The following is a 23174-nucleotide window of genomic DNA, read 5'->3' as shown; positions in this document are numbered from 1 at the left end:
GTTGCGGCAGCGCCCGATTCCTGCGCGTGACTAAGCCTCTTCCGGCAGGTAAAATCGCCGCTGACGCCCTGTCAATGCAGGGCGCTTTCAGCTTAGAGGGAATATGGAAACTCGTCGTGACGAACGCATCAGCCAGCTTATTCAGGCACTCAAGCGCAGTGATAAACTCCATCTAAAAGAAGCGGCCACCCTGCTTGGCGTGTCAGAGATGACCATTCGTCGCGACCTCAACGGCCACAGCGGCCCGGTCGTGTTGCTGGGCGGCTATATCGTTCTGGAGCCGCGCAGCGCAACGCACTATCTGCTGAGCGATCAGAAAACGCGCCTTGTGGATGAAAAGCGCCGCGCAGCCCGCCATGCGGCAAAGCTGCTTGAGCCCCACCAGATGGCCTTTTTTGACTGCGGGACCACCACGCCGTGGATCATCGACGCCATCGATAGCGCCCTGCCCTTTACCGGCGTCTGCTATTCGCTCAATACCTTTCTTTCCTTACAGGAAAAGCCCCAGTGCCGCGCGATTTTGTGCGGCGGCGAGTTCCACGCCAGCAACGCCATTTTTAAACCGCTAAGCCTGCAGGATACGCTGAGCCACCTGTGCCCGGACATCGCGTTTTATTCCGCCGCGGGCGTCGATTGCGAGCAGGGCGCGACCTGTTTTAACCTGGAAGAGCTGCCGGTCAAACACTGGGCGATGAAAAGCGCTCGCTACCACGTGCTGGTTGTCGATCACAGTAAATTCGGCAAAGTCCGGCCGGCGCGGATGGGGGATTTATCGCAGTTTGACGTAATAGCCAGCGACGTCTGTCCGGATGACGATCTGCTCGCGCTGGCGAAGGAAAAACAAATTTCACTGCTTTACTAACCGCGCCCCGCAGGGCGCGGCCTGCATTTTAAGAGAACCAACCTCCGAACCAGCCGTGCAGTTTCATCAGCACGAAATCGATCATCCGGCTAAAGAAACCGCCTTCGTTTACCGCTTCCATCACAATCAGCGGCCGCTGCTCAATGGTTTTATCATTCAGTCTAAAGTCGATGGTGCCGACAACCTGCCCTTTGGTCAGCGGCGCGGTCAGCTGCGTATCGTTCAGGGTGTAGCTGGCCTTGAGGTTTTTCAGCTGGCCTTTCGGCAGCGTGATGGAACCCGCCTCGCCCGCCCCCAGCTTCGCTTCACTGCTATCGCCAAACCAGACGCGCTGGGTAATGAAAGTGGCATCGGGTTTAATCGGCGTCACGGTTTCATAGAAGCGGAATCCCCAGGTCAGCAGTTTTTCTGATTCGTTAAAACGGATACGGTCAGTTTTGGTGCCGAGCACGACGGCAATCAGGCGCATATCGTTTTGCGTCGCGGAAGAAACCAGATTGTAGCCCGCCCCGGCGGTGGTCCCGGTTTTCACCCCGTCAGCGTTGAGGTTCGTGCTCCACAGCAGGCGGTTGCGGTTCGGCTGGCGGATTTTGTTGAAGGTGAACTCTTTTTCTTTATGGATCGCATACTCTTCCGGCACGTCATGGATCATCGCTTTGGTGAGCAGCGCCATATCGCGGGCGGTACTGAACTGGCCCGGCGCGTCCAGACCGTGCACGGTCATAAAGGTGGTATTGGTCAGGCCCATTTTCTGCGCATAGCCGTTCATCAGGCTGACAAACGCGTCCTGGCTGCCCGCCACGTAGTCGGCTATCGCGATGCTGGCGTCGTTGCCGGACTGAATGATGACGCCCTTGTTAAGATCTTCTACCGACACCTGCATCCCCGGCTTGAGGAACATCACCGAAGAGCCGCGCAGCGCCGGGTTACCGGTGGCCCACGCATCGCGTCCGATGGTCACCATATCTGTAGACTTAATCTTACCCGCCTTTAACGCCTGGCCGACAACGTAGCTGGTCATGATTTTGGTCAGGCTCGCCGGGTCGAGTTTTTCGTCGGCATTACCTTCGCTGAGCACTTTGCCGCTGGCATAGTCCATCAGGATCCAGGCTCGCGCGTCAATGGATGGCGCATCGGGGAGTTGTTCCGCAGCCTGCACCGCAGGCGCAACGAGAAGTAAAAGCGCGCAGCCTGCCGCGAGGCCGCGAAGGGAAAAAGCATCATGCGTCATAAGAGCCACCCAAGTATCCTTTCCAAACAAAAATATGCCGCCACACTCGTTCCGCGCCGCAGCAGCCGGTGAGTAAAGCGTACAAATGACCTTAAAGAAACAGCGAGTTGGTAAAGTTTTTAAAGTTTACGCAATAACCTCGTCCGGTGCTGCAAACAGCGCAATTTTTTTGATCGCGGTTGCCTAAATATTAACTTTATTATGGCATGCAAAAAAATAGTTTAGCAAATTCAATGATCTGAAATACTTTCAATGATATAGCGCGGTTGACTTCGGGACAAATGCGGACAAATGCGGACATTTGATTGCCCCAAACCGTGCCCCAAACGCCATTTTGCCCCAAAATCTGCCCCATTTTTACTCCCTTCAAACAGGGCTATCACCCTGCCTCATATCGTTGATCACGTGCGTTGCAACTCCGAGCACTTCGACATCATCCAGCGCCTCACCTTCTACGCCCTCCCCCTCGATAGCCTCACCGTCTCTGGTAATGAAAGCCCTTAGTCACAACCTATGTCGATTTGCTCTTTCATTTTTCATAAAACACTGATCTTTTATCAGGATGTTACAAAATATTTTTAGGGGATATATTGTGTGGACTTAATTTAACCACTTTAGGTCAAGGGTTCGATGCTCCTTGGCTGATGCGTCTGGGTTCATGATCTAAATGTTTTATTACTAATAATAAAAGGACTAAAGATGTTTACAGACAGACAGTCGCTATATCGTGATCTCGAAAGGGAGCGCGGGTCGAAAGTTATCACTTATGTAACCGGTGACAGACCTGGCATGGAAACGAAAATCCACTCTGAAGTTTATGATTTCTTTGTGAATCATCTAGATGAAATTGGCGTAACCCCCAAAATATCTTTACTTCTTTACACTAAAGGCGGGGAAACTCTTACGGCATGGAGCTTAGTTAACCTGCTAAGGCAATTTTGTGACGAGCTCGAGGTGATTATACCCTCAAAATGTCTTAGCGCTGGAACGATTATGGCTCTTGGGGCCAACAAAATAATCATGACTAAACAGGCCACGCTTGGCCCAATAGACCCCAGTCTAACATCACCTCTAAACCCTATTGCGACAATTAATGGGCAGGAAAGTATTTCACCGGTAAGCGTTGAAGATATTAAAGCATATCTTGCTCTGGCAAAGGATGAGTTAGGTATTCAAAACCCAGAGGACTCCATTAACATACTTCTTAAGTTGAGCGAAAAGGTACACCCTTTAGTTCTGGGGAGTGTATACAGAGCGCAGACCCAAATCCAGATGCTAGCCAGAAGGCTTCTGACACACCAAGTATCTGAATCAGATAAAATTGAACGGATTGTGAGCTTCCTTTGCTCTGATTCTGGCAGCCATGACTATACTATCAGCCGGAGAGAAGCCACAAATGATCTTGGGCTGACAATAGAAAAACCTTCCGAAACACTTTATGGGTTGATTAATTCAATCTATCTTGATATTAAGAGCGAATTGGAACTAGGCAAGCCTTTTGATGTCAATACCACTCTTGGCTCTGTTCCTCAGCAACAATACACTGCTGTCAGAGCCTTAGTAGAATCAACCGAGACATGTTCTTATCAGATGCGAACTCAAGGGCTGCTGCAGAGGGTCCAGGTATCACCACCGCCCATGCAACAGTTTGCTATCAACAATACAGTTAATTACGAGGGATGGAAACGTCATGACGAACCTTAATGTGAAAAATTTTGAAGAAAAGAGCATACAACAATCACTTAACAGCAGCTCAGCGCCTAAAGCTGCTGATTCTTCAGCAAAAGTAACGGTAAGTTACCTACAGAATAACTTTAATAAGTTTGCTGGTTACTCGCTGAGCCCTTCTTCAAGCGCATCCTAGTATAAAACCCGCCAATTAAGGCGGGTTCTTATTTTTATTTGGAAAACTCGGAGTTATCGACACACCCAGAATGGCGTAGCCGGAGTCTGTTTTTACAGCCCGAGAGTTGCCATCCATGCGGCACAGTTTCGTGACGTTGAGAGTGTCCATAATCAGCTGCTGGCGACGAAAACCCCATCATAGCCCCCTCCCCATATTGCGGAGTATCCACAGCCGATTCTCAGTGTGCTCCGGCGTTTTGTCAGCAAAGCACGACTGATAGCGCTCTATCCAGCGGTTAGCCTCGGAGTAGGAAAAGTGGATGCCACGGCACACAAGCGAGGAAACGAAATCCCTGGTGTAAAGGTATTGATAGCCTTTCGAGTTTCGAAGGATCGACTCACGAAAGGCGTTGTTGATGTCTGATTGTCGAAGCATGATCGTCCCTCGCATAAACACTGCTTATACATACAGTAATTTAATCGCGAATTTTGTTCAATGCAGGTTTCATCTATCGATCTTTATCACTGAGGTAACGCTTTGCTTTTTGTGGGGATGCCGACTGGAAGATATTTGTAAATGCTTTTGAGTCCCACACCAACAACATCAGCTACCTGCTGCCGGGTTGCACCGTTCTTCAGCATCCGGCGGCACCGCTCCACAACTTCAGTGGTCATTACCCGGCGGCGGCCACCGATGCGCCCCTGCTCTCTCGCTATTGATTAATTAACTTTATTCACTTATATAATATCAAACATATTAGTTGCCATTTGTACAAACACTTGAGAGGAAATAAAATGCAAAATAAGATTGTTTTGTTCCCTAACGGCATGATTACTAACGATAAAATTCAATCATTTAGTGGAAAAGAACCTGATGAGGTAACACGTTGCATACTTTATTGGGATAAAATTGTAATTATTGATAATCTGTTCATTAGCATGGAAGTTCTCGATCAAACACTAGAAAAATCTCTTGCAAGCGCCGGTATCATTGAAAAACACATAGTCCAAATACCATCAATAAACGGCGCGCTGGCACCAGCACTTCATAAGTCGTACACTGACAAAATATTCGATCTATTAAATAATAAAAATAATAACTATGCCACATATGGGATGGAAAACTTTCTAAAAGGAGGTGATACAAGCACTATTCAAAACGCTGGGGAGATAATAACCCTAACGAATGCCCTTCCTTTACCAGATAAAAAAACCCCTGTAGATAAAATTTTAAATTTTAGAGAAAAAAGGAAGGGTGAGTTACGCAACCTTATGATTCACATGAACTCTTTAGAGATTAGAGTTGCCTCTGCCGAAAATCAAGATTTTGAATTAAAAAAATCAATAAATGAAATTGACAGTGCTTGCGCCACCATAGCAAGGCTTTTTAATGAAAGCAAGATTAAATTCATCCCATCCAACATTGATTATAATTTAAATATGAAGGAAATTTTCAAGGTTGCATCTATGTACTATGCAGGGGCTTCTGTAGTAATGCCTCAAACCGCTGCTCAGATAGTTGGAGTGACAGCAGGAATCCTAAGTGTATTTTCTGTTAAAGACTCAATAAAAATAAACAGAATAGACAGTGGAAACCCATTTAATTACGTGGGTTATTTAAGCAAGGAATTTAAATAAGTGCTCTGTAAAATAATTTTGGGCATGCCACTTATTCATTTAAATTTAATTCGTCCTAGTTCGCACTTAAACCCAAGTATGAACATCATAAGGCCACTAACGTAAACGAACATATCAGGAAACAGATAATGAATATCGACTCCGATAAGCAAAACAATACCTAAATTTTTTGCTCGTTTACCACTCCACTCCCAGTTTATTGTCATCTCAACCCCTAGTATCAAGATTTAACTATAGTCAGAACTTACCACCTGCAGCTAAGCCCGCCATTGCTTGCGGGCTATAATCTAATCATCATCCACCGTTACCAGAGTGTATTCGGTCGCAAAATACCGTGATTCGGAACCGTCAGATAATATACCGTTAACAAACAGGCATCCTGTCACAGGGTCTTTTTCTGGCGTGCTTGTCACAGTAAATTCATCACCTTCCGGAAGGGAAATAACATTCCCTTCAATTAACTCTTTGAATAACATAAAGACCTCACATTACGGCAGACAGGGCCATGACATAAAATGTCGCAGCGCTGTTATGGTTTGTCAGTATCAGGTTTGAACCTGATTTCGTGATATATACCTTACCGTCACCAGGCGTGCCTGCACCTGTTGCGAATATTCCTCCCAGACTCTGCTCAAGCGCTACTGTTGAAAAGTTCGCATCAACAAAGATTTTTGCCGCTGCAAATCCCAGCGCAGAAGAGGCCCTGATGAGCAGCGTCGTTGCCCCGGAAATGATGTCGAGCGAGCCCGCAGCGCCGGCGGAGATGGTGACGTTTGCGCTTTTGAAACCACCCGCCCCCAGGCCGCTGGAGCCCGGATTCACCAGACTATATCTGGCTGTCGCTGCTGACATAGTGGCAGCAAGTGTACCGCTATCTACCAGGGAGTTATCGCGGACCTTATAACTCGTTATGCTCCCCCTAATCCCGTACTGCCTTGAGCCGGAGAACGAGTTGTCATTACAGGCAACGTCATTGTTACATCCCAGAATGTTGATAAAAGCCAGCCCGTCATCAATCGCGCCTGCCGAGTGAAGTTTGCAGTTCCGCACCACGTTATCGCCGCCAGACAGGACGATGAAATCGCCAGTTCCATCTGTTGGCGCAGCCCCGGCGGTCGATGCCCTCAGAATTGCTCTTGCAACCAACCCGTCAACAGTACAGCTCCACGTCCCCTTCATATAATCCGGGCCGCAGGCATACGCAGTGCCGCCTCTGGATATCCAGCTGTTACCTGTGACCATCGTTTTTACGAATTTGCCAACAGGATTAGAAATTAACAGATGCCCAGAGTTGCCTTCGTGATAGATATACCAGCCACGCGGGGCAAGGCCGCCACTGTTAAACTGCGGTGTGTTAAATACCACCCCAAACGATTCGTATGATTCGGTTCGAGTGAATGAAATGTGGGGAATGTCATTTCTGGCCCAGGTTTCTTCAGTATCGGTAAAAGACATGCCCGCAGCGCCAACGATAGTTGAAGTGGTTGAGCCACCTTCAAGTTTCATGGTGGTAAAGAAAATATGCCGACATCCTGGCTCAAGCTGCAGCGGCTTAGGGCATTCTTCAATATGTAATTTATTAAAACGGATAGCGTTGCACCCGTCAGTACCATCACCCATACTCATATTAAGCGCCGGTGCAATATTGGCTAAGTCAGTGATGTTTCCTACTTTCATCATTCTGAGCTTATCAATATCTGAGTCCCATACCTCCTTCAGGACCAGACCCGGACCATTCAGCATGCGCATTTCTACATTTTCAATTTTAATGTATGAGGCATACTCAATATTAATACCGCCGACACCGGCAGGAACCGGGAATACTGTTTCCCGGAATGCACATCCAATACGCAGGTTTTTTATTGTGGCGTTATATAACCGTTTTGAACTACTGGTTGCATAGGGTTCGGTGCCCGTCGTGGTAAAGCAAAATTTAGCGCCCGGCTTTGGTATAATAAAAGTACCATTCTCCTGACCATCATATGTTATGCCGGTATACAGTGGCACATCACCCTGCATATAAGCGCCGAAACCATACCGTACAACGTAATATTTAGTATCCCCCGTCACATAAGCGCTGTCCGCGAGAGTTTTTGCGACTGCTGCTGCTTTCAAAACTGATAGTGTAGAGTCTGTTGTGCCGGTTAAATCTGGCTCAAAACCATCAACACTCACATAGCGTATAGCCTCGCTAACTGTGCCACCTAATGCCGCTCTGACTTTTTCAGGAGCAACTATAGGATCACCTTCGCCTGAACCCAGGTTTGAGCGAAGAGCCGCATCACCAATATTCGACCATTTCCCCGTTGGGTTTTCAGCCGACCACACTCCACCATCATTCTCTGGAGAATCTCCGGTAATGACGTGCTCAAGCTCTCCAAGGTATTTGTACCAGGAGCCATTGTAGTAAACGATTTGCTGGCGATTATCGACCGTGAGGCCAGTCGCCCAGTTTCCCAGCTCCTGCCAGCCAATGGCACCTACCGCCTGTTCTCCACGTCCCGTGATATACGTGATGAAGCGATTGAAGATCATCTCCATACCGTACCAGGTGCGGCGAAGTACAGCGAAACGATCCGGCAATGACTCTGATTCGCGGCCATTGACTAACTTATCCAGATTGGTTGCGTTCTTCAGCAATATCTGTGGTGATGTCGAGCCAAGCTTTTCGTTGTCGGCCATACATTGTGCTCCAAAAATGAAAAACCCGCCGAATGAGGCGGGTGAATGGGTGCTTTTTAAAAAGTTAAGCGACGTCGCCGGGGTAGGTAGCGTCGTCGTAGCTGTAGAAAATTTCTTTGTATTCCGGGGCGGTGACCTGGCAGGTGCAGTCATCAGACGGGACTATTTCCTGAACGATACCGTGCCGGGCCCCCTTCTCACTGTCACAAAATAACAGGCGCGGTAATTCAACATCCGGGTCATCCATTGTCCAGTCTTCCGGGTGTAGGTCGTCGTTGTACGGTATAGTAAGGGTGAAGTCATCGACACGTGTCGGCGTTAGCAAACGAGTCGACGGCCGTCCTCCCTGAAACTGAATCCAGCAGCGCGGATTAACATAGCTCCAGTCAAGAAGTTCAGTGACTGTTAACGTGATAACTTCATCATCGAATGTCACGCCTTCTATCAGACAGCTGATTGTTTTACCCGTCGGAATATCATCAGAAAGAATGATGTGATCACCAAACTGGTAACACCAGCCAAGAAGCTCAGTTGTGCATTCATAGGTCCTGCGCTGATGCAGATATTTCATGAGCCTGCGCATGCCTATTCGGTATGCACGATCTGCTGTCATTACAATGCCCAGTGAGTACGACTCCACTTTGCGAGGCACAGGATTATCAGTCGTCCGGCACTGAACGATCTCTTCTGCCCAGGTAACCGGATTAATATATGTGACGTCAACACCGTCATAATCATCATCAGAAGGGGCCCTGAATGAGGTCTTCATTTCCTCTACCGTATCCTGGGGGGTAATGATCCCGGTCCAGCTTTTGATACCTTCTCGCCCGGCAGATAAGAGCCCGTCTGACAGCAAAAAGTAACTCATGCCTGCTTCGGTGATTTTGTCGAAAATATCTTTCGCTGAAGCACTGTCGCTACTTGCCTCATAGTCAAAATATTCCCCCCTTGGCGTCCACCAGGCAGTTTCAAGAGCATTTATCGCAGAGGTGTCAATCTGGTTTGCATTAAAACCAAGACTGCCTGCTACATGACGAAATGCGCCGCTAATGGTTCTGTTTCCCCCTCCGTCATATTCGCGGGTAGCGACCACGCTGACGCGCCTGTCAGACTGTGCCGCCAGCTTCCCCCCGGTTTCAACGGTAATTGCCCAGGTTGTTACACCTGAGTAGGATACGGGTCTTGCCAGAAGCCTCCCTCTTAAAGCCTGCCAGTACATATTGTCGCGCGCGTTATTGCTGCCCTGTTCGTTCCGGCGACGGCACCGCACTTCGACCAGGCCGGGAGAGTCGAGCGAAAATCTTTCTGTGTACCCCAGCCCATTAATGTTTTTGAGTGCGTATTCGCCCTGCTTGCTGATCCACCCGGAGCCGGTGCCATAAACCCGATACTGAATCTCCCACTCAACATGCCGGATGCGTTTCTTGCCCTTGTTATCAAAACCGCAGATGCCGTTAGGAAAGGAGAAATTCACCTCAAAGGCGTCCACAACTTCATTTTCAGGGCAGGCAAGAAACGGTCCCAGCCAGCTCAGCGTGTCATTAAGCCCCGTGGCTTCATAGTCAATCATCGTTCTGCCGGAGAACCCTGGCCATGAAGCATCAATGGCACCATCAACAAGGCGTGCAACCGTTGCCGTTGTTCCGTCAGTAGTTACAATCTGGTACTCACTGCCACGATGAGACAGGGAAAGGCGCTGCGTTCCCTCCGGCATCCCTGAGAAAGGGGTACCCGTCGAACTGTTATAGGCCAGCGTGACATTTGCGGTGATAGCGGCGCTGCCGCCGGTTGATTCACTGCCTGCGGTATAAACAGGCGCATCGCCAAAGACCGCTACCGGGAGCGATGATGATGAGATTTCTCCACCCGCAAACGGGCTCGCCTCTTCAGTGATTAGTACGATTCCGCCATTATCCTGCGCCACCAGGCCGGAGCCGGTCAGTCCCTCAGTAATTGCAGCCAGAAGGCCGGACATATTCACATAATCAGCAACAAGAGAGACGGTATAAGTTGTTCCGTGCCAGGTCACCGTAAACGTTGTGCTGCCCAGCGAGAAATCGTAAGTTGTCGGTGCCGCGCTGGACTGAATTTTAGCCGCACTGCCGCCCTCTCCCGGTATGGCATCCTGTCCCGGCGTACAGGCTGCAATAAAGAGATCGTAATCAACACTGTTAAAACTCAACGTTACTGGCATCCCAACCACCGGCGCGATTTCAGTCAGTAGTTTGCTGGCAAATACGCTGTAACCTGATGAGGTGGAGATAAGGAAGTTGGTGGGGGCTTTAATCTCAACGATAGTTCCTGCGACCCAACTTGCAGGCAGAGAGTTATCATCCTCGTCGTCATCGTCACCATCATCCGTGTCCAGCCCTGTGAACGTTACGGATGCACCAGAAACAGTCATGCTGTCAGCAATAATATCGTCGGAATCAGGCGACGTCTGGGCCATATCCAGCCCTGTTCCGCTTGATGTTCCGCCTACCTCTGTCGAGTTGAACCAGTTTTCACTTCGCGGATCAGAAGATACGTCCTCTCCTGGCTGGTACACCTTATCGCTGAAACCATTACCCAGCGAGGCTGCCGGGGTTTCTCCAATTCGTTTATCTCCTCCCGTAAACGAAAACCTCCCCTGCCCGACACAGAGAAACATTTCGACCGTCATTCGCGTTGGATCATCGGGGTCAAAACGGGTAACCGGCTGCACCAGATAATCAGGATAGATACGGCATCGACCAAACACCTCACGTATCGGGTCTCCAAGTTTCGCCGTGTTAGCTTTTGCCGGGTTTAGCTCCAGCGAACGACCGCTACCCGATGAATAACCACCGAGGTCGACTTTCGGCCCGAAGAACAACGAGTAGACAGCACTGGCAGCTGATATTGCAACAGAAACCCAGACGGCAATTTCCAGCCCGGTTCCATAGGGAACAGGATAAATTCTGACATCACTGTCCGGGCTCAACTGGCAAAGCGGCCACTCATCGGGAGGAAGTGTGCGACCATTTAATTCAACGGCAACTGGGTGCGATCTGTCCTGGCTGTACCCTGGAACATTTCTGAACATCCATTGATGCAGCGTAATATTACCGTGCTCATGAGTTTCAAGCGGTTCTCCGGGGAGCCGGGAAGGGTAAATCCTTATCGTCATTGCCAGAACTCCACACGGTTAAACCGACGAACAAATCGCGGAAGAGGTAGAAAGGTGACATTGGTTCCCGGATTACATTCTGCAACCTGCAACTGGCCATCCAGTAAAACTACGATACCAACATGCGTCACGGTTGATCCTGAATAACAAGCTACCCCGGCCCCGACACAAGGCTCACAGCGTGTGAGAGATTTCATAAACTTCCTGGCCTCACGATCGAGCCCTCCCTCATCTTTCGTCACGCCGGAAAAATCCGGCCATAACGGGAGAAGGAGATCGCCGCGGATTTCATTGATGATGCCGAAACAGTCGAGCTCAGGATAAACTCGCCCGCCCTTCAGCCATTTGACCGAAAGGTATTTATCAGAATGGAACATGTGAATACCTCAGGAAGACATGTAACGAAGACCAGGATGTTCAGCCAGGTTATAACGATTACGCGGCCAGGCCGTTTTAAGGATGTTCATATATCCGGCAGTTACCTGCACCGCAGTTGCCGTCCACGATCCGGATTTCACATCAAGGGTGTAAGGCGATGCCGCAGGTGCAGATAAATCAGAGGAGATATACCGCCGAAAAGTCAGTGTTGCCGATTTCATTTCGTCCAGAATTCTGTCAATCGCATCAGATACCACACCGTCAACATTACTGATGGCAAATTTCAGGTCTTGTGTGCCATCGGCATTCCTTGCAGGTAACGCAATATCGATAGCGCATCCCTCAAAAGTTGCCTGCTGCCCGTCTTCTAATGTGACAGTGATATTGTCCCACCCACGGGTAAGCCAGTAGTTCTGATCACCTGCCGTGATCTGCAACGTGTCGTGAATGACTTCAGAGCCGCTACTGGCATAAAGTTGCTCAAGAATCGTCATGCTCTGGCCACTCCTTATTCAGTGCAATATCGAGCAATGACTGGCCAGCGAGCCATTCCGGATAATTGCCCCACCCGGCAGGCGGTAACGGACGTTCCCATAACTCCAGCGTTGCGCTGTACTGCCAGTATTTCGGTGCGACAAGTGTCGGACCTTCGTAAATATCAATAAACCTGGCTTTATAGGGCTTTACCCCGATCGGGGTCTGGAGCCTCAGATAGAACCAGGACTGTCCGTCTTTCAGTGCGTCCCGGAAAAAGGCCTCAAACACCTGCGCCAGCGCATCAGTCTGAAAAATCCATTTCACTGATGCCTGAGTGGGTGTTGAGGTGTATCGCCGCCGCTGCCTTGCGCGACCGGACGTCATTTCCGTTCGCAGTAAAGGTGATATGGGCTTAAAACCGTACCCGTCCATAAGTGGCATGGGCAGGTACTCATCCGGATAGATAATATCCGCCATTAACTTTCCCTCCGGGCAGTCTATCTTGGTTTTTTGGGCTGTAGATTGGAGTAGATGGCGCGTCCGAATTTCTTCTGGGGGTTATTTACTTCAGCAGTGAGTGTGTTGATGATGCGTCGTTCCAGTGCAGCATTCCTTCGATCTACTGCCAGCATTGTTGCGTCGTCAGGTTGCCCGCTAAACGTGCTACGGGCATCAACACTGACCGCGATTCGTGGTTGCGCCTCAATCTGCCTTGCCGCATCCTGGACTGCCGGTGACTCACGACCAACCGCACGAACCCCCAGCGAACCATCAGCGCCACGGGTCAGGGGCATAATTGCTTCCGGACCAGCTTCACCAAACACGCCCGCACCTTTCGCAAAGGCAAAATACTGCGGAGTGCTGTAAACGCCGCCGCTGTATGCAGAAAGTGACGGAGAATCGTAGACGCCACCGAGGGCATTAAAGGCAAAAGACGATCCGAAGCTTTGCAGCGCAGTTCCACTGCTTGCAGCTCCACTTGCTCCACCAAAAAGACTACCGAACATCCCACCAGCACCACCGCCGAACGACGCCATAATCGCTTTGGTGATTAACGCCTGCGTTGCCATCTGGAGCAGTGTCTTAATCACCGTTTCGCCCAGAGAGCTGAAGATATTCGACATCCCATCTTTGAACGAAGTCGCACCAGTCAGGACACTGGTCAGGTTGTTGGAAATGGTGTTCGTGGTGTTATTGAGAATCTCGCTGGTCGCTGATGCTGCCATTGAACTGAGGTCAGCAGCCTGATCGGCGTAGTTCATCAGTGAATCGCTGATCCCAGCCCGCCAGTCTGACTGCTGTTCATCGGTTTTCTTGTAGTAGTCCTCCTGAATCTGGAGCCGTTCAGTAAGCGCCGCCTGTAGCGCTTCCGTTTGCTGTTTATACAGGTCCTCAGAAATCTGACCTTTGCTGAAATCCCGCTGCAGGTCCCGCTGCTGTTTGAGAAAATCAGTGCGAATATCCGCCATTTCCTTCATGCGGTCGCGGGCCTTATCCCCCATACCGGCACCAAGAAAATCAATATCCCCCCGATCACGCGCAGCAGCGTTGCTGTCAGCGAGCCCCTCACGGAACGTTTTTAACTGTTCAGCAATGTTTTTCTGATCGATAAGCGCAGCATTGTGCAGAAGGGTTTCTTTTTTAGCTTGATCGAGTGAGGCTAGTTCCCCCTGAACTATCTGATATTTTATTTTTGCCAGTTCATTGCTTTGTCCGGCGAGTGCAATCTGTTCTTCTTGTTGTTTAACAATGCGGGTATATGCATCTTCATTTTTTTCTACCTCTGACTTTCCGCGAGGTTTTTTTTGCGATTCGTTAAGTTTAAAGTCTGTAGCAGCATTACCTTGAATAGCTGCGATCTGCTCATCCTGCCCCGGTAAAATATTACCTTTATTATCAGTTCTAACCGCTCCCTGTTTGATGGCATCCTGAAGCGCTTTAAGCTTGGCCCGCTCAACACCTTCTTTTTGAGAGAGGGCTATGCTCTCCTTCTGTTGCTTTATAAAACTATCGTAAGCTGTGTTGGTTTGAACTGCTGGGGGCTGGCCGCTCCCAGAGCGTTTTTTTAATTCGTCCATGAATTGAATGGTAACTGATAGCGAAGTTGCCATTGCTTCATTAATATTCAGCGCACCAATTATCGAGTTTTTTATTTTGTCAAAAGCAACTGCCGACGCCTGAACTTTTGAGGCTAACTCTGTTTGTAAATTATTTTGTGCATCTACAGCATTGTTTAATTGAGATGTAGTATCAGCAATATCTCGGGATATTTTGTTATATTCCCGCTGATATTTAGCAGCGTTCTGTACGTAACCATTATTTTGATCATTCTGAACGCCCATTTGTCGAGCGAGAGACGTATATTTCTGAACTTCAGCTGCTGCCTCGGCTTGAGCATCCCTCAAGTCCTCCAGCTTATCTTTGAGCGCGTCAATGGATTCACCAGAATCGGCAATAGAACCTCTGATTTGAATTTCGCTCATGGCTTTCGCTTTTTCCACCACCTCATCAAGGGTGGAGGCATACTGTATCGCAGACTGACGCGCCTGTTCCTGATTCTGATACCATGTATACCAGGCGCCTGCCCCCAGCATCAAAATCCCTGGAATGCCACCAAATAAGGATGATACGCCAGCCCATGCCGTTCTTGTAACAGAGGTTAGCGCATTCAGCCTCTGGTTTGCCATTGATAGCTCATTAACGGTCGCGGTCTCGGCTTTGTTAGCCTTTACCATATCCATTGAGTTTTTGGCCAGAAGTGTTCTGATAGTCGCACGTTGTTTTTCAGTCTGCGCCAATTCTAATTGAGCCACGAGCGATCGTTGATTTGAAAGGAGAAGTGATTTTTCTGATTCGATCTGTGTAAGTGAAGCATTTGCCCCCTCAATTTTGGCCGCTGTACTCGAAATTTCTGCACCTCTGGCCCGTATAAGCTCTTCGGTGTGCGACTTTAATTGCAACGTCCAGTTACCAAGAAAACGGGTAACTCCAATCGCCGTTAATGCCCCTGCTGCCATTGCTACTGTATCAATGTTCTCTGCCAGGGAGTCAAGCCCACCAGCAAGCGCTGCAGAGGCACCATAAGCATCGTTTGTACCGCCAACCCAAGCAAGAAAAGCATTTTCAACCTTTTGAGTTGAGCCTGAAACCGTTTTTGGCATTGATTCAAATTCAGCCTGCATCACTCGCAACTGAGCGGTAATGGCCGGAACCACTTTATCTATTGTCAACAGTCCGTTATCAGCCATCGCCTTGAGGTCTTTGCGGGCAACGCCCATACCTGCCGCTAAAGCACGGATGATTCGATCACCGTTTTCGTTAACAGAGTTGAACTCCTCTCCACGCAACACTCCCTGAGCTAACGCCTGGCTGAACTGCGTGATAACAGAACTAGCCTCTGACGTGCTGGCCCCAGATAATTTAAGGCCCGTGCTGATAGCCTCGGTTACTTTCAGTACATCGCCAGAGGAATAACCAAACTCACGCATTGATGCTGCCGATCGAGCAAATAAACCTGCGTTATCACTGAACGCTGTCCCTGTTTTCTGGCTGATATCCATAAGTAATCGTTGGGAATTGGAGAAATCATCGGTTGATGTTGATGCCTGTTTTAAACGTGCATTCACAGAACTCCACTCATCAGCAAGGGCAATTAGGTGCCCAGTCGCAAAAACTCCGGCAAACGCACCAGCCATACCCATAGCTGCGTTTTTAGTTTCTGACAATTGTGCAGATACTTCGGCTAGTGCCTGTCTTGTCTCGCGTGCAGAAACAGCCGCCTGCCGCCCCCCCATTTGCATTGTCTTATAATAATCGGACCCCATGCGAGAGGCGCGAGCGATCTCGGTCTGAAAGGACTGAGAATTAGCTGAAACTTTTATAATTAATTCGCGAAGGGTTGCCATTGCTATTCCTCTAACAACAAAAAGCCCCGCTTGTGCGAGGCTCTTAATTTAATTCATTAGTTTAATCAATCACTCATCCTGACCGCATATCTTATAATAAAAATCCAAATCAGAACCAATGAGGGCTTTGTATATCTTCTTATCATCAATAGTATAGCTTACACCTTTAGAGAAAAAACCTTTCGATTTCATTGTTAAAGCCAACTGAAACTTTGAATAACCAGCATAAGCACCGTAACTATTTTTTGAATTTATTTCACCACAAACAAATCCGCCAACCAGCCCATCTTTTTCACCTGCTTTTACAAACCTTAGATAGCGAAACTTTGCACTATCTGGATCTTTCATGTCAGCAGCAACTTCCTTTTTAGCAATATCTATTGCTTTTTCTTCGCCGGGCTTACATCCGGCCAGCACTAAAATGGATAATGCCAAAACTATTAATTTTTTCACACAGCGCCCCTGTTGGTAAAGATATGAGTAAATCCTACCATTGGTTAAGAAAGACTTCAGCTATCGTTGTTTAATTCAAGCTGAAGCCGCGAGCAAAGCGGCTTCTAAGCCTGCAAAGGGATCGCCGCTGTCGCTTGCCTCGCCCTCTTCTCCGCTCCACTGAATCTGTGCGTCTTCAATGGTGACTTTACCGCCCTGTGCCCCGTACATCGCTGAAACCAGCTGAGCATTGAGAATATCGCCACGGATATCACCGATCGGGCTGATACGGTCGTATTCAGCCCACATCCTGAATTCGCCGACCGTCATGGTTTGTCGCAGTTCGCCCAGCGTGCGGCCCATCCGGAGCGCCAGCGCCATCAGGAACTGCATGCCAGGCATTTTTACTTTGCTTTGGCGTCATCCGCATCACGAATGAGATCAAGTGCCTGTTTCAACAACCGGGAATGGACAGGGCCATAAATTGCTTCAACCTGTTCGGTATCATCGACGGTGAAAACGTACTGCAGGTCGGTATCCAGCAGAATATCAATGAAGAGTGTGACATCTGCCCGCATCGTGCGGAACGCACGTTCTGAAGGGGTCAGTTCTGGCACCTCTGGCGCTTCCTGCCCTTCCGGTGGTTTTGGTTGTTCCGGGCTGGCAATCCCCTGCCAGCGAATCCAGGCTTCAGCCGATGGTTCACGAATGATAACTTTGGCGTTTTCCCACTCCGGAACGGTGACTTCTTTTTTACGGAAACCCGCCATCGGGGCCAGCGCCAGCGCTTTAAGATTCTGTTTTGACATTAAGTTTATCGCCGGTTTCCCGGCGCTCCATTAACTGATGGTGACGGTGTGGTCAGCAGAGGTGATAACGGTGCCATCGGCATCTGTAACCACGCAGGAATAAACCCCGGCGTCACCTGATACTGCGCTGGACTTATTAAACGTTGCGCTGGTCTGCCCGCTGACGGTTGACGAACCTTTTTTCCAGACGTAGGTATAAGGGGCTGTGCCGCCCTGGACGACCACCCCCATAGTCAGGGCGCTTCCGGCCGCTACCGTTTGCGATGCAGGAAGGTCTGTCGCGAAAGACAGGATGCCAGGGGCATTAATATTGGTTGGCTTGCCTTTCAGACGCAGCGAGAACGTTGCGGCTACCACACCATTTGCTTGAGAATCCCAGGTGTGCTGACGCACCTCATTGCGCATCAGGAATCCATTACCAGACGGGAAAATAACCTTAAATCCATAAACGCCGTCGTTATCGTATGCCGCACGAAGTGCATCCTGCGCCGGGTTGCGGTAGAAGTTACCGGAAAGTGACATTTCCGACGGTGCCGGAAGCCCGTTGATATTTTCTGTTTCGTCAGAGCATAGCGTCGTCACATCAATATCGTTTTTCTGACCGGCGGTAAAGCTGGCCTGTTTGATAGTGCAACTCAGGTTTAACCACGTCGCCGTGTCCAGTTCTGCCGCAGTGACCGGCACTGATGTAATCATTACTACCGTTTTTTGGGCGCGTTCAAATAGTGCTGACATTGCAGCCTCCATAAATGAAAAAACCGCCAGCGGCGGTCAGATTGGATTGGTTCCAGTCAGGCAATGACCGTTATTTCGAGCGTTGCCCGATGCAAGTGGGTTGTAGTGTCGTAGCCGGGGATTTTGGTTACTTCGGTAGGTGAAAGCACTTCCAGCCGGGAAAGGGCCTCAAGCCGCAACGCCCTGGCCTCATCGTTAGTTTCTGCCCACACGTCTACCTGAATGTGCAGCGTCGATTCGGCCTGCCCACAGAACACATCCCCGGCAACATCTGTCGGTATCGAGAAAATGATGTAAGGAGCGGCCACCGCGGGTAAATCGTCGCTGCCAAGCGGCACCACATACGGATAAACCCGCCCGTCTGCCAGCGGAGCAAGCAAAGCGTAGATATCATCCTCTGTCATTTCGCCAGCACCTCATCGATCGCCTTGTTCATTCGGTTTATTGCTGCCTGTGCAGCTTCTTCCTGCCGGGTATCAAACGCGGGACGTACAAAGGGATGTGCCGGAGCCGTAGCAGTCCCAAGTTCGACAAAGCGCCAGTAAAAAGCATTCCGCTTGTTGCTGGCCTTCATGGTGTTGTCGCTGTTCCCTGTTCGCGGATTAACACCACGAATATGCACCCCCGAGGAAATCTCACCGCGACGGCGGCTTTTTTGGGTAACGACAACAACATTTTTCTTCACCTTCCCGGTTTTCTCAGGAGCCCTGTCAATCACTTCCTGCCGGAGGACTTCAGCCCCGGCGCGGGTTGAATCCCGGAGGACTTTATTGTTTTCAGCTTTACTGAGGGTTTGCAGGTCTCGGGCGATATCCTGCAAACCGGAAAAATCCAGATTCACATCAATCATTTTTCGGTCCCCTGTTTGCAGAGAATTTCCAGCCGGGTACCTTTGATATCCGGAACCGGAGGCCCGGTAACGTTAAGAACTGCGCCTTTAAACGGGCCGGTCAGTACCTTCAATCGGGATGTGGCTGAAATATCCCTGCGAAAACGCACCCAGACCCGGATTGTCGCATCAGCATGCTCTACGCCAGCGGCTAACAGCTCCCGACCGCTTATCCCCTTAACCTCGGCCCAGATAGTTTTCCCATCTTCCCATTTTTCAACCGGCTGACCGGAAGGTGTTCTGGAGGTTGTGAAGTTCTGAATGGTGACCCGGTGCCGTAATCGTCCAGCCTGCATATCACCTCCTACGTGCCTGGTACTTTGCGGTGCTGTTCCAAAATTGCTTTGACGCCGAACGGGATAGTATTAACGCTGTCGCCGCTCACAGGTTCCCTGTTTTCATACCAGTGCGACACCAGGAGCATCAGGGCCAGTTTGATATCATCTTCTATCACCAGTCCATCAGGATCGTCGTCTGGAACAGCGTTATCATAAAGACGGCAATTAGTCATTTTTTCCGCATGCTTCAGAGAGGCGTTGAGGTAGAGCGTTAACATCACATCCTCTGTGTCATCATCGCTGTCGATACGGCACTGGTAACGAAGCTCTTCTACAGAGGGCTTCATTTTCCTTCACCCCGCTTATTGCTGGTTTTAGGCTTAACTGGTGTTTCAATTTCCGGTTGTTCAGTGCCGTCGAGAATCCCCATCTGGGCAGCAACCTCAAGAGCACGTTCAGGAAGTGATCCCGCCTCATACTCACCGGCTGGAATGTTTCTTACCTGAATGCCATCAGGTGACCATTTCAGGTCTTTTTTCAGCAGCATAATGACCTCCATAAGAATGGGGCCGAAGCCCCATCAGATTATGCGCCAGCACCGATCTGCAGCAGTTTGATGGCCTGAGAATCGGCCAGCATTCCGCCGGTACGTTTGGTGGTGTAGAAACCAACGAATGGTTTGTTGGTGTACGGGTCGCGGAGGATGCGGGTACCAATGCGATCAACGATGGTATAGCCACGTTTAAAGTTACCGAACGCAATGGCTTTCGCATCTGCTGCGATATCAGGCATTTGCTCATTCTCAGCAACACCATAACCTGCCAGAGAGGAGGGTTGGCCCAGCTCAAGGCCCGGACGCCAGAGATAGTTACCCTCAGAGTCCTTCAGAATGCGAACGGCAAACAGGCTGTTGTTGTTCATCATGAACTTAGCACCGTTGCGGTGTACCTTGCGCAGGGTGTAGACCAGTTTGATAATCGCATCGGCAGTCACACCAGCCGCCGCACCGGAAAGAATGTGCTGCAGCGTGCCAAAGGCACGGGTTTTATCGTCCTCCAGAGTGGAGGCGTAGGCCAAGAAGCCTTTCGGTTTTTTCGTACCGTTACCGCTGGTAAAAGCGATTTCTTCCTGTTCGGAGAACTCAACCGCCAGTTCGCTGTTGATCCAGTCCTCTACATTGAAGAAGGCATCATCCAGCATCGTCTGGGTTGCCTGAGGGTTTCCGTAGATTTCACCCATGAACGGTTCAATCTGACCGAGTTTAGATGCAGCAGTCTCAGGGCGGGCATCAGTTTCACCGACCCAGCCGGAAGCGGTGCCGCCAAGGTTAACCAGTTTTTTATAGTTGGCACCACCAACGGTGATGGTTGTCGCCTCCTGGCGCATCACTACCTCATCTTTCAGAAGATTTAGAATGGTGCGATCCAGTTCTTCGGGGACGGCATAACCGCCATCTTCATCCACGCCTACCTGCAGGGCTTTACGCTCCAGATCGCGCAGTCCGTCATCCTTACCCTTGCGCATAAAGTCGATGAAAGCGGTTTTATGCTCGGTTGCGGCCTTGCTTTGAGTGCCACCAGCGGGACGCTTAAGCTGTTTAAGCTCATCTTCCAGCGCGGTTTTCAGCTGATCCAGCTCGGTCAGCTTACCGTTTAGTGTTTCAACTTCTCCGGCCAGCTTGCCTTTTTCGGATTCGATAGCGTCAATGCGCTTATCATTTTTCGCTTTAAAATCATCGAATTTTTGCTGCAAATCCTGCGCGACCTGCTCAACGTCTTTAATTTCGACTGCCATAATTCAACTCCTGATTAAAATTTGATGTTTTTCAGTGCATCCAGTGCGGCATCCACACCATCAGCGTCACGCTGAGAGAGGTTGCCATAGCCCCCGGCCATGAATGCTTTGGCCTGGGTGCGGGAGAGCCCAACATCGCGCAGGACCCGTTCAATACTTTTCTGGGAAGGTGTTTCACCACGGGCAAACGCGCTCTTAACATCGCTTACCCGCGCCTCGTCATTCGATGGAAACGTTACGGGGCTGACCTCCCAAAGGTCGATCTCCTTGAGAAGAAACACGCCTTTCTCGCGGTCGTATTCCCAGTCTTTGAGCATGTAACCAATAGAAAGGCCGGTTAAAGAACCGGCCTTCATGTGGGCATGCGCTCGCTTTGAAAGAGGATCATCGTCAATTAGTAATCGGCCTTTGACATATAAGCCAACCTCATCCTCTTTCATTTCGGTATAAACCCCGATAGGTTCATCCATCTGGTGCTGCCAGAGCATAGCTGGGAGCGCGCTTTTCTCCCGCCATGACTGAAGTGATTTACTGAATGCGCCGGGAACAACTACATCGTCGTAACTGTCCTTAACGCCAAACACAGAGCCGTAGCCTTCAAACTCCCCGCTGTCGCTGACAGACTTTAGCTTCAGCGGAATATCCAACCGCTGTTTAGTCATCGGCATCATGTTGTTCCTCGGTTGTTTTGCTCTTATTGCTGTCAGACGGCTTGGTCGTCATATTCATCGGCGTCAGATAAATGTCACCGCCAGAGCGTGGGTTCATATCTTCCAGTTCACGGCAGTCGTTTGGTGAGTAAATGCCCCAGTTAATACCGGTCGAATACGATTCGAACCTTGATTTCATATCCCCGCGTAGCAACGCACCGGCATTGAATTTGGCATAGTAGGTGCCCTGTTTCGATTCCTTCACCAGCCCTACGTTAATTCGCTGCTCGATGCGGGTCATGTAAGGGACAAGGGAATAATTAATAAAGCCGATGCCAAGGTTTTCGATATTGCTGAAGGTCGCGCGATCGGTGTTCTGTACCATGTGCATCGGCACCCTGAACAGTCGGCAAATCTCCTCCAGCTGGAATTTTCTGGTCTCAAGAAACTGACTGTCCTCGGCATTGAGCGCCATCGACTTCCAGTCGAGACCCATTTCGAGAATCATCGGACGATGCGCATTGCTGAGCCCAAGGTGACGATCCTCAAAATCTTTCTTCAACCTGTCATAGGCTGCATCAGTCAACGTTTGCTCAGTACGAAGGACCCCGGAAGTGACAGCACCGTTTGAGAACAATCGAGCGCCGTGTTCTTCAGTCGCCATACCCAGAGAAATGGCCTCTCTTGCGTATGCGATTGGGTTCAGGCCCACCAGCCCGTCAAATGTCAGCGTCCTGACGTGCCAGATATCATCCTGCCCCAGCACATCCGTCGATCCATCAGGGAAAGTGACCTGATACACCGGTTGCCACTGGCTGTTTAGCTTCGGGTCTACACAACCGGGATCAATAGGCAGGAGTTCAACCACTTCCCCCAGGGCTTTAACCTTATAAGCGTAAAAATTACCGCGCAGGCAAAGACAGACAATGACCAACTCCCAGAACTCCTGAGGGGTCATATAGTCGTTTGGCTTCATCGTCAGTAATTTGTGCAGCCTTTCAGATGTCGCTTTTTGCTTACTGTTGCCAGTGACCTTGTACAGGTTGCAGGGAAGCATTCCCATTGACTCAGCCAGCACCCTTATGCAGCCAAACACCGCTGTGAGACGCATCGCTTTCTGGCTGCTGACGCGCTTTCCAGTGTAGGTGTCGTAAGTCATCCCTACGGCTTCCGCTAACTCTGCAGGTGTGGTCACCGGAGTATTAGATTTTTGAAACAATCCGGGAAAGAACATCAATCACCGCCTTCGTTTTGAACATTACGTGGCGCGGACAAATATTTTGATACAGCCCATGACCAGAAAAGACACAGAACACCAGCAGTAATAAATCCTGCGGGCGGGAATACCAGCCATGCACCATATGAAAACAAAGCAGCACCGATCACCCCGATCAGCGGGGCAAGAATCATCAGGATCATAA

General features: G+C 49.8%; 25 protein-coding genes and 1 pseudogene. 3 read left to right on the top strand and 23 right to left on the bottom strand.

What is annotated here, in order from left to right; translation table 11 throughout:
- Positions 1–103 precede the first annotated feature (103 nt).
- Positions 104–862 (top strand): DNA-binding transcriptional repressor DeoR, encoded by a 759-nt coding sequence (gene deoR / locus CDA56_RS22885; protein ID WP_004849345.1) that lies wholly within the window; start codon positions 104–106, stop codon positions 860–862.
- A gap of 28 nt (positions 863–890) precedes the next feature.
- Here deoR and dacC read toward each other — a convergent pair whose 3' ends face one another.
- A complete protein-coding gene (dacC, locus tag CDA56_RS22880) occupies positions 891–2093 on the bottom strand; it encodes a serine-type D-Ala-D-Ala carboxypeptidase (protein WP_103815374.1) in 1203 nt (400 codons plus the stop codon).
- A 681-nt stretch (positions 2094–2774) separates the two neighbouring features.
- Here dacC and CDA56_RS22875 point away from each other — a divergent pair.
- Positions 2775–3797, top strand: coding sequence for an SDH family Clp fold serine proteinase (locus CDA56_RS22875; protein ID WP_306011284.1), 1023 nt, complete (start codon positions 2775–2777; stop codon positions 3795–3797).
- 337 nt (positions 3798–4134) lie between these two features.
- Here the strand turns inward: CDA56_RS22875 and CDA56_RS31330 are convergent, their stop codons facing one another.
- Positions 4135–4374, bottom strand: coding sequence for a hypothetical protein (locus CDA56_RS31330; RefSeq protein ID WP_103815396.1), 240 nt, complete (start codon positions 4372–4374; stop codon positions 4135–4137).
- An 86-nt stretch (positions 4375–4460) separates the two neighbouring features.
- Positions 4461–4652 (bottom strand): annotated as a pseudogene (locus tag CDA56_RS22865) (helix-turn-helix domain-containing protein); the annotation flags it as partial.
- 81 nt (positions 4653–4733) lie between these two features.
- Here CDA56_RS22865 and CDA56_RS22860 point away from each other — a divergent pair.
- Positions 4734–5576 carry a DUF6236 family protein gene (locus CDA56_RS22860; protein ID WP_103815368.1) on the top strand — a complete coding sequence of 281 codons (843 nt, stop codon included), beginning with the start codon at positions 4734–4736 and terminating at the stop codon, positions 5574–5576.
- 287 nt (positions 5577–5863) lie between these two features.
- Here the strand turns inward: CDA56_RS22860 and CDA56_RS30755 are convergent, their stop codons facing one another.
- The 20 genes from CDA56_RS30755 to CDA56_RS22765 all read right to left on the bottom strand — a co-directional run bounded on the left by CDA56_RS30755 (position 5864) and on the right by CDA56_RS22765 (position 23172).
- Positions 5864–6052, bottom strand: a complete 189-nt coding sequence (locus tag CDA56_RS30755) for a hypothetical protein (protein WP_139536105.1) — start codon at positions 6050–6052, stop codon at positions 5864–5866.
- A 7-nt stretch (positions 6053–6059) separates the two neighbouring features.
- Positions 6060–8258, bottom strand: coding sequence for a hypothetical protein (locus tag CDA56_RS31325; protein WP_227633050.1), 2199 nt, complete (start codon positions 8256–8258; stop codon positions 6060–6062).
- Positions 8259–8322: 64 nt separating this feature from the next.
- Entirely contained in the window at positions 8323–11406 is a 3084-nt protein-coding gene (locus CDA56_RS22850; protein ID WP_103815367.1) for a host specificity factor TipJ family phage tail protein, read from the bottom strand.
- On the bottom strand, positions 11403–11783 hold the full coding sequence (locus CDA56_RS22845; RefSeq protein ID WP_032750767.1) for a hypothetical protein: 381 nt from the start codon (positions 11781–11783) through the stop codon (positions 11403–11405). Before CDA56_RS22845 ends, CDA56_RS22850 begins: the two co-directional genes overlap by 4 nt.
- A gap of 9 nt (positions 11784–11792) precedes the next feature.
- Positions 11793–12278, bottom strand: coding sequence for a DUF1833 family protein (locus tag CDA56_RS22840; protein ID WP_014838151.1), 486 nt, complete (start codon positions 12276–12278; stop codon positions 11793–11795).
- The gene (locus CDA56_RS22835) at positions 12265–12738 is read right to left on the bottom strand and encodes a hypothetical protein (RefSeq protein ID WP_049069906.1); all 474 of its coding nucleotides are present in this window, start codon (positions 12736–12738) and stop codon (positions 12265–12267) included. The genes CDA56_RS22840 and CDA56_RS22835 overlap by 14 nt, the downstream gene beginning before the upstream one ends.
- A 20-nt stretch (positions 12739–12758) precedes the next feature.
- Positions 12759–16166 carry a phage tail tape measure protein gene (locus tag CDA56_RS22830; RefSeq protein WP_103815365.1) on the bottom strand — a complete coding sequence of 1136 codons (3408 nt, stop codon included), beginning with the start codon at positions 16164–16166 and terminating at the stop codon, positions 12759–12761.
- Positions 16167–16235: 69 nt separating this feature from the next.
- Positions 16236–16619: a hypothetical protein gene (locus CDA56_RS22825; RefSeq protein WP_015370209.1), complete on the bottom strand. Its 384-nt coding sequence runs from the start codon at positions 16617–16619 to the stop codon at positions 16236–16238.
- Between the two features lie 75 nt (positions 16620–16694).
- Positions 16695–17000 (bottom strand): phage tail assembly protein T, encoded by a 306-nt coding sequence (locus CDA56_RS22820; RefSeq protein ID WP_103815363.1) that lies wholly within the window; start codon positions 16998–17000, stop codon positions 16695–16697.
- A 2-nt stretch (positions 17001–17002) separates the two neighbouring features.
- Positions 17003–17407 (bottom strand): phage tail assembly chaperone, encoded by a 405-nt coding sequence (locus tag CDA56_RS22815; protein WP_064411109.1) that lies wholly within the window; start codon positions 17405–17407, stop codon positions 17003–17005.
- A gap of 30 nt (positions 17408–17437) precedes the next feature.
- The gene (locus CDA56_RS22810) at positions 17438–18142 is read right to left on the bottom strand and encodes an immunoglobulin domain-containing protein (RefSeq protein ID WP_103815361.1); all 705 of its coding nucleotides are present in this window, start codon (positions 18140–18142) and stop codon (positions 17438–17440) included.
- A gap of 56 nt (positions 18143–18198) precedes the next feature.
- On the bottom strand, positions 18199–18546 hold the full coding sequence (locus tag CDA56_RS22805; RefSeq protein WP_049105834.1) for a gp17 family tail completion protein: 348 nt from the start codon (positions 18544–18546) through the stop codon (positions 18199–18201).
- Positions 18543–18992 carry an HK97-gp10 family putative phage morphogenesis protein gene (locus CDA56_RS22800; protein ID WP_103815359.1) on the bottom strand — a complete coding sequence of 150 codons (450 nt, stop codon included), beginning with the start codon at positions 18990–18992 and terminating at the stop codon, positions 18543–18545. The genes CDA56_RS22805 and CDA56_RS22800 overlap by 4 nt, the downstream gene beginning before the upstream one ends.
- Complete coding sequence (locus CDA56_RS22795; protein ID WP_103815357.1) at positions 18989–19327, bottom strand: phage head closure protein; 339 nt, start codon at positions 19325–19327, stop codon at positions 18989–18991. The genes CDA56_RS22800 and CDA56_RS22795 overlap by 4 nt, the downstream gene beginning before the upstream one ends.
- 8 nt (positions 19328–19335) lie before the next feature.
- Positions 19336–19656, bottom strand: coding sequence for a head-tail connector protein (locus CDA56_RS22790; RefSeq protein ID WP_103815355.1), 321 nt, complete (start codon positions 19654–19656; stop codon positions 19336–19338).
- Positions 19653–19856: a hypothetical protein gene (locus CDA56_RS22785; RefSeq protein WP_103815353.1), complete on the bottom strand. Its 204-nt coding sequence runs from the start codon at positions 19854–19856 to the stop codon at positions 19653–19655. The genes CDA56_RS22790 and CDA56_RS22785 overlap by 4 nt, the downstream gene beginning before the upstream one ends.
- Before the next feature lie 38 nt (positions 19857–19894).
- Positions 19895–21103, bottom strand: coding sequence for a phage major capsid protein (locus tag CDA56_RS22780; protein WP_103815351.1), 1209 nt, complete (start codon positions 21101–21103; stop codon positions 19895–19897).
- Between the two features lie 14 nt (positions 21104–21117).
- A complete protein-coding gene (locus tag CDA56_RS22775) occupies positions 21118–21771 on the bottom strand; it encodes an HK97 family phage prohead protease (RefSeq protein WP_103815349.1) in 654 nt (217 codons plus the stop codon).
- Positions 21758–22987, bottom strand: a complete 1230-nt coding sequence (locus CDA56_RS22770; protein ID WP_049088851.1) for a phage portal protein — start codon at positions 22985–22987, stop codon at positions 21758–21760. Before CDA56_RS22770 ends, CDA56_RS22775 begins: the two co-directional genes overlap by 14 nt.
- The gene (locus tag CDA56_RS22765) at positions 22987–23172 is read right to left on the bottom strand and encodes a hypothetical protein (RefSeq protein WP_032408651.1); all 186 of its coding nucleotides are present in this window, start codon (positions 23170–23172) and stop codon (positions 22987–22989) included. The genes CDA56_RS22770 and CDA56_RS22765 overlap by 1 nt, the downstream gene beginning before the upstream one ends.
- Between the last annotated feature and the right edge of the window lie 2 nt (positions 23173–23174).

It is taken from the genome of Klebsiella michiganensis (genome assembly GCF_002925905.1).
Classification (GTDB): Bacteria; Pseudomonadota; Gammaproteobacteria; order Enterobacterales; family Enterobacteriaceae; genus Klebsiella; species Klebsiella michiganensis.
This window is presented reverse-complemented; position numbering and strand designations above follow the sequence as displayed.

Coding starts and splice junctions, on each gene's coding strand:
- deoR (WP_004849345.1), top strand. CDS start 104: ATGGAAACTCGTCGTGACGAACGCATCAGCCAGCTTATTCAGGCACTC.
- dacC (WP_103815374.1), bottom strand. CDS start 2,093: ATGACGCATGATGCTTTTTCCCTTCGCGGCCTCGCGGCAGGCTGCGCG.
- CDA56_RS31330 (WP_103815396.1), bottom strand. CDS start 4,374: ATGCTTCGACAATCAGACATCAACAACGCCTTTCGTGAGTCGATCCTT.
- CDA56_RS22860 (WP_103815368.1), top strand. CDS start 4,734: ATGCAAAATAAGATTGTTTTGTTCCCTAACGGCATGATTACTAACGAT.
- CDA56_RS30755 (WP_139536105.1), bottom strand. CDS start 6,052: ATGTTATTCAAAGAGTTAATTGAAGGGAATGTTATTTCCCTTCCGGAA.
- CDA56_RS31325 (WP_227633050.1), bottom strand. CDS start 8,258: ATGGCCGACAACGAAAAGCTTGGCTCGACATCACCACAGATATTGCTG.
- CDA56_RS22850 (WP_103815367.1), bottom strand. CDS start 11,406: ATGACGATAAGGATTTACCCTTCCCGGCTCCCCGGAGAACCGCTTGAA.
- CDA56_RS22845 (WP_032750767.1), bottom strand. CDS start 11,783: ATGTTCCATTCTGATAAATACCTTTCGGTCAAATGGCTGAAGGGCGGG.
- CDA56_RS22840 (WP_014838151.1), bottom strand. CDS start 12,278: ATGACGATTCTTGAGCAACTTTATGCCAGTAGCGGCTCTGAAGTCATT.
- CDA56_RS22835 (WP_049069906.1), bottom strand. CDS start 12,738: ATGGCGGATATTATCTATCCGGATGAGTACCTGCCCATGCCACTTATG.
- CDA56_RS22830 (WP_103815365.1), bottom strand. CDS start 16,166: ATGGCAACCCTTCGCGAATTAATTATAAAAGTTTCAGCTAATTCTCAG.
- CDA56_RS22820 (WP_103815363.1), bottom strand. CDS start 17,000: ATGCCTGGCATGCAGTTCCTGATGGCGCTGGCGCTCCGGATGGGCCGC.
- CDA56_RS22815 (WP_064411109.1), bottom strand. CDS start 17,407: ATGTCAAAACAGAATCTTAAAGCGCTGGCGCTGGCCCCGATGGCGGGT.
- CDA56_RS22810 (WP_103815361.1), bottom strand. CDS start 18,142: ATGTCAGCACTATTTGAACGCGCCCAAAAAACGGTAGTAATGATTACA.
- CDA56_RS22805 (WP_049105834.1), bottom strand. CDS start 18,546: ATGACAGAGGATGATATCTACGCTTTGCTTGCTCCGCTGGCAGACGGG.
- CDA56_RS22800 (WP_103815359.1), bottom strand. CDS start 18,992: ATGATTGATGTGAATCTGGATTTTTCCGGTTTGCAGGATATCGCCCGA.
- CDA56_RS22795 (WP_103815357.1), bottom strand. CDS start 19,327: ATGCAGGCTGGACGATTACGGCACCGGGTCACCATTCAGAACTTCACA.
- CDA56_RS22790 (WP_103815355.1), bottom strand. CDS start 19,656: ATGAAGCCCTCTGTAGAAGAGCTTCGTTACCAGTGCCGTATCGACAGC.
- CDA56_RS22785 (WP_103815353.1), bottom strand. CDS start 19,856: ATGCTGCTGAAAAAAGACCTGAAATGGTCACCTGATGGCATTCAGGTA.
- CDA56_RS22780 (WP_103815351.1), bottom strand. CDS start 21,103: ATGGCAGTCGAAATTAAAGACGTTGAGCAGGTCGCGCAGGATTTGCAG.
- CDA56_RS22775 (WP_103815349.1), bottom strand. CDS start 21,771: ATGCCGATGACTAAACAGCGGTTGGATATTCCGCTGAAGCTAAAGTCT.
- CDA56_RS22770 (WP_049088851.1), bottom strand. CDS start 22,987: ATGTTCTTTCCCGGATTGTTTCAAAAATCTAATACTCCGGTGACCACA.
- CDA56_RS22765 (WP_032408651.1), bottom strand. CDS start 23,172: ATGATCCTGATGATTCTTGCCCCGCTGATCGGGGTGATCGGTGCTGCT.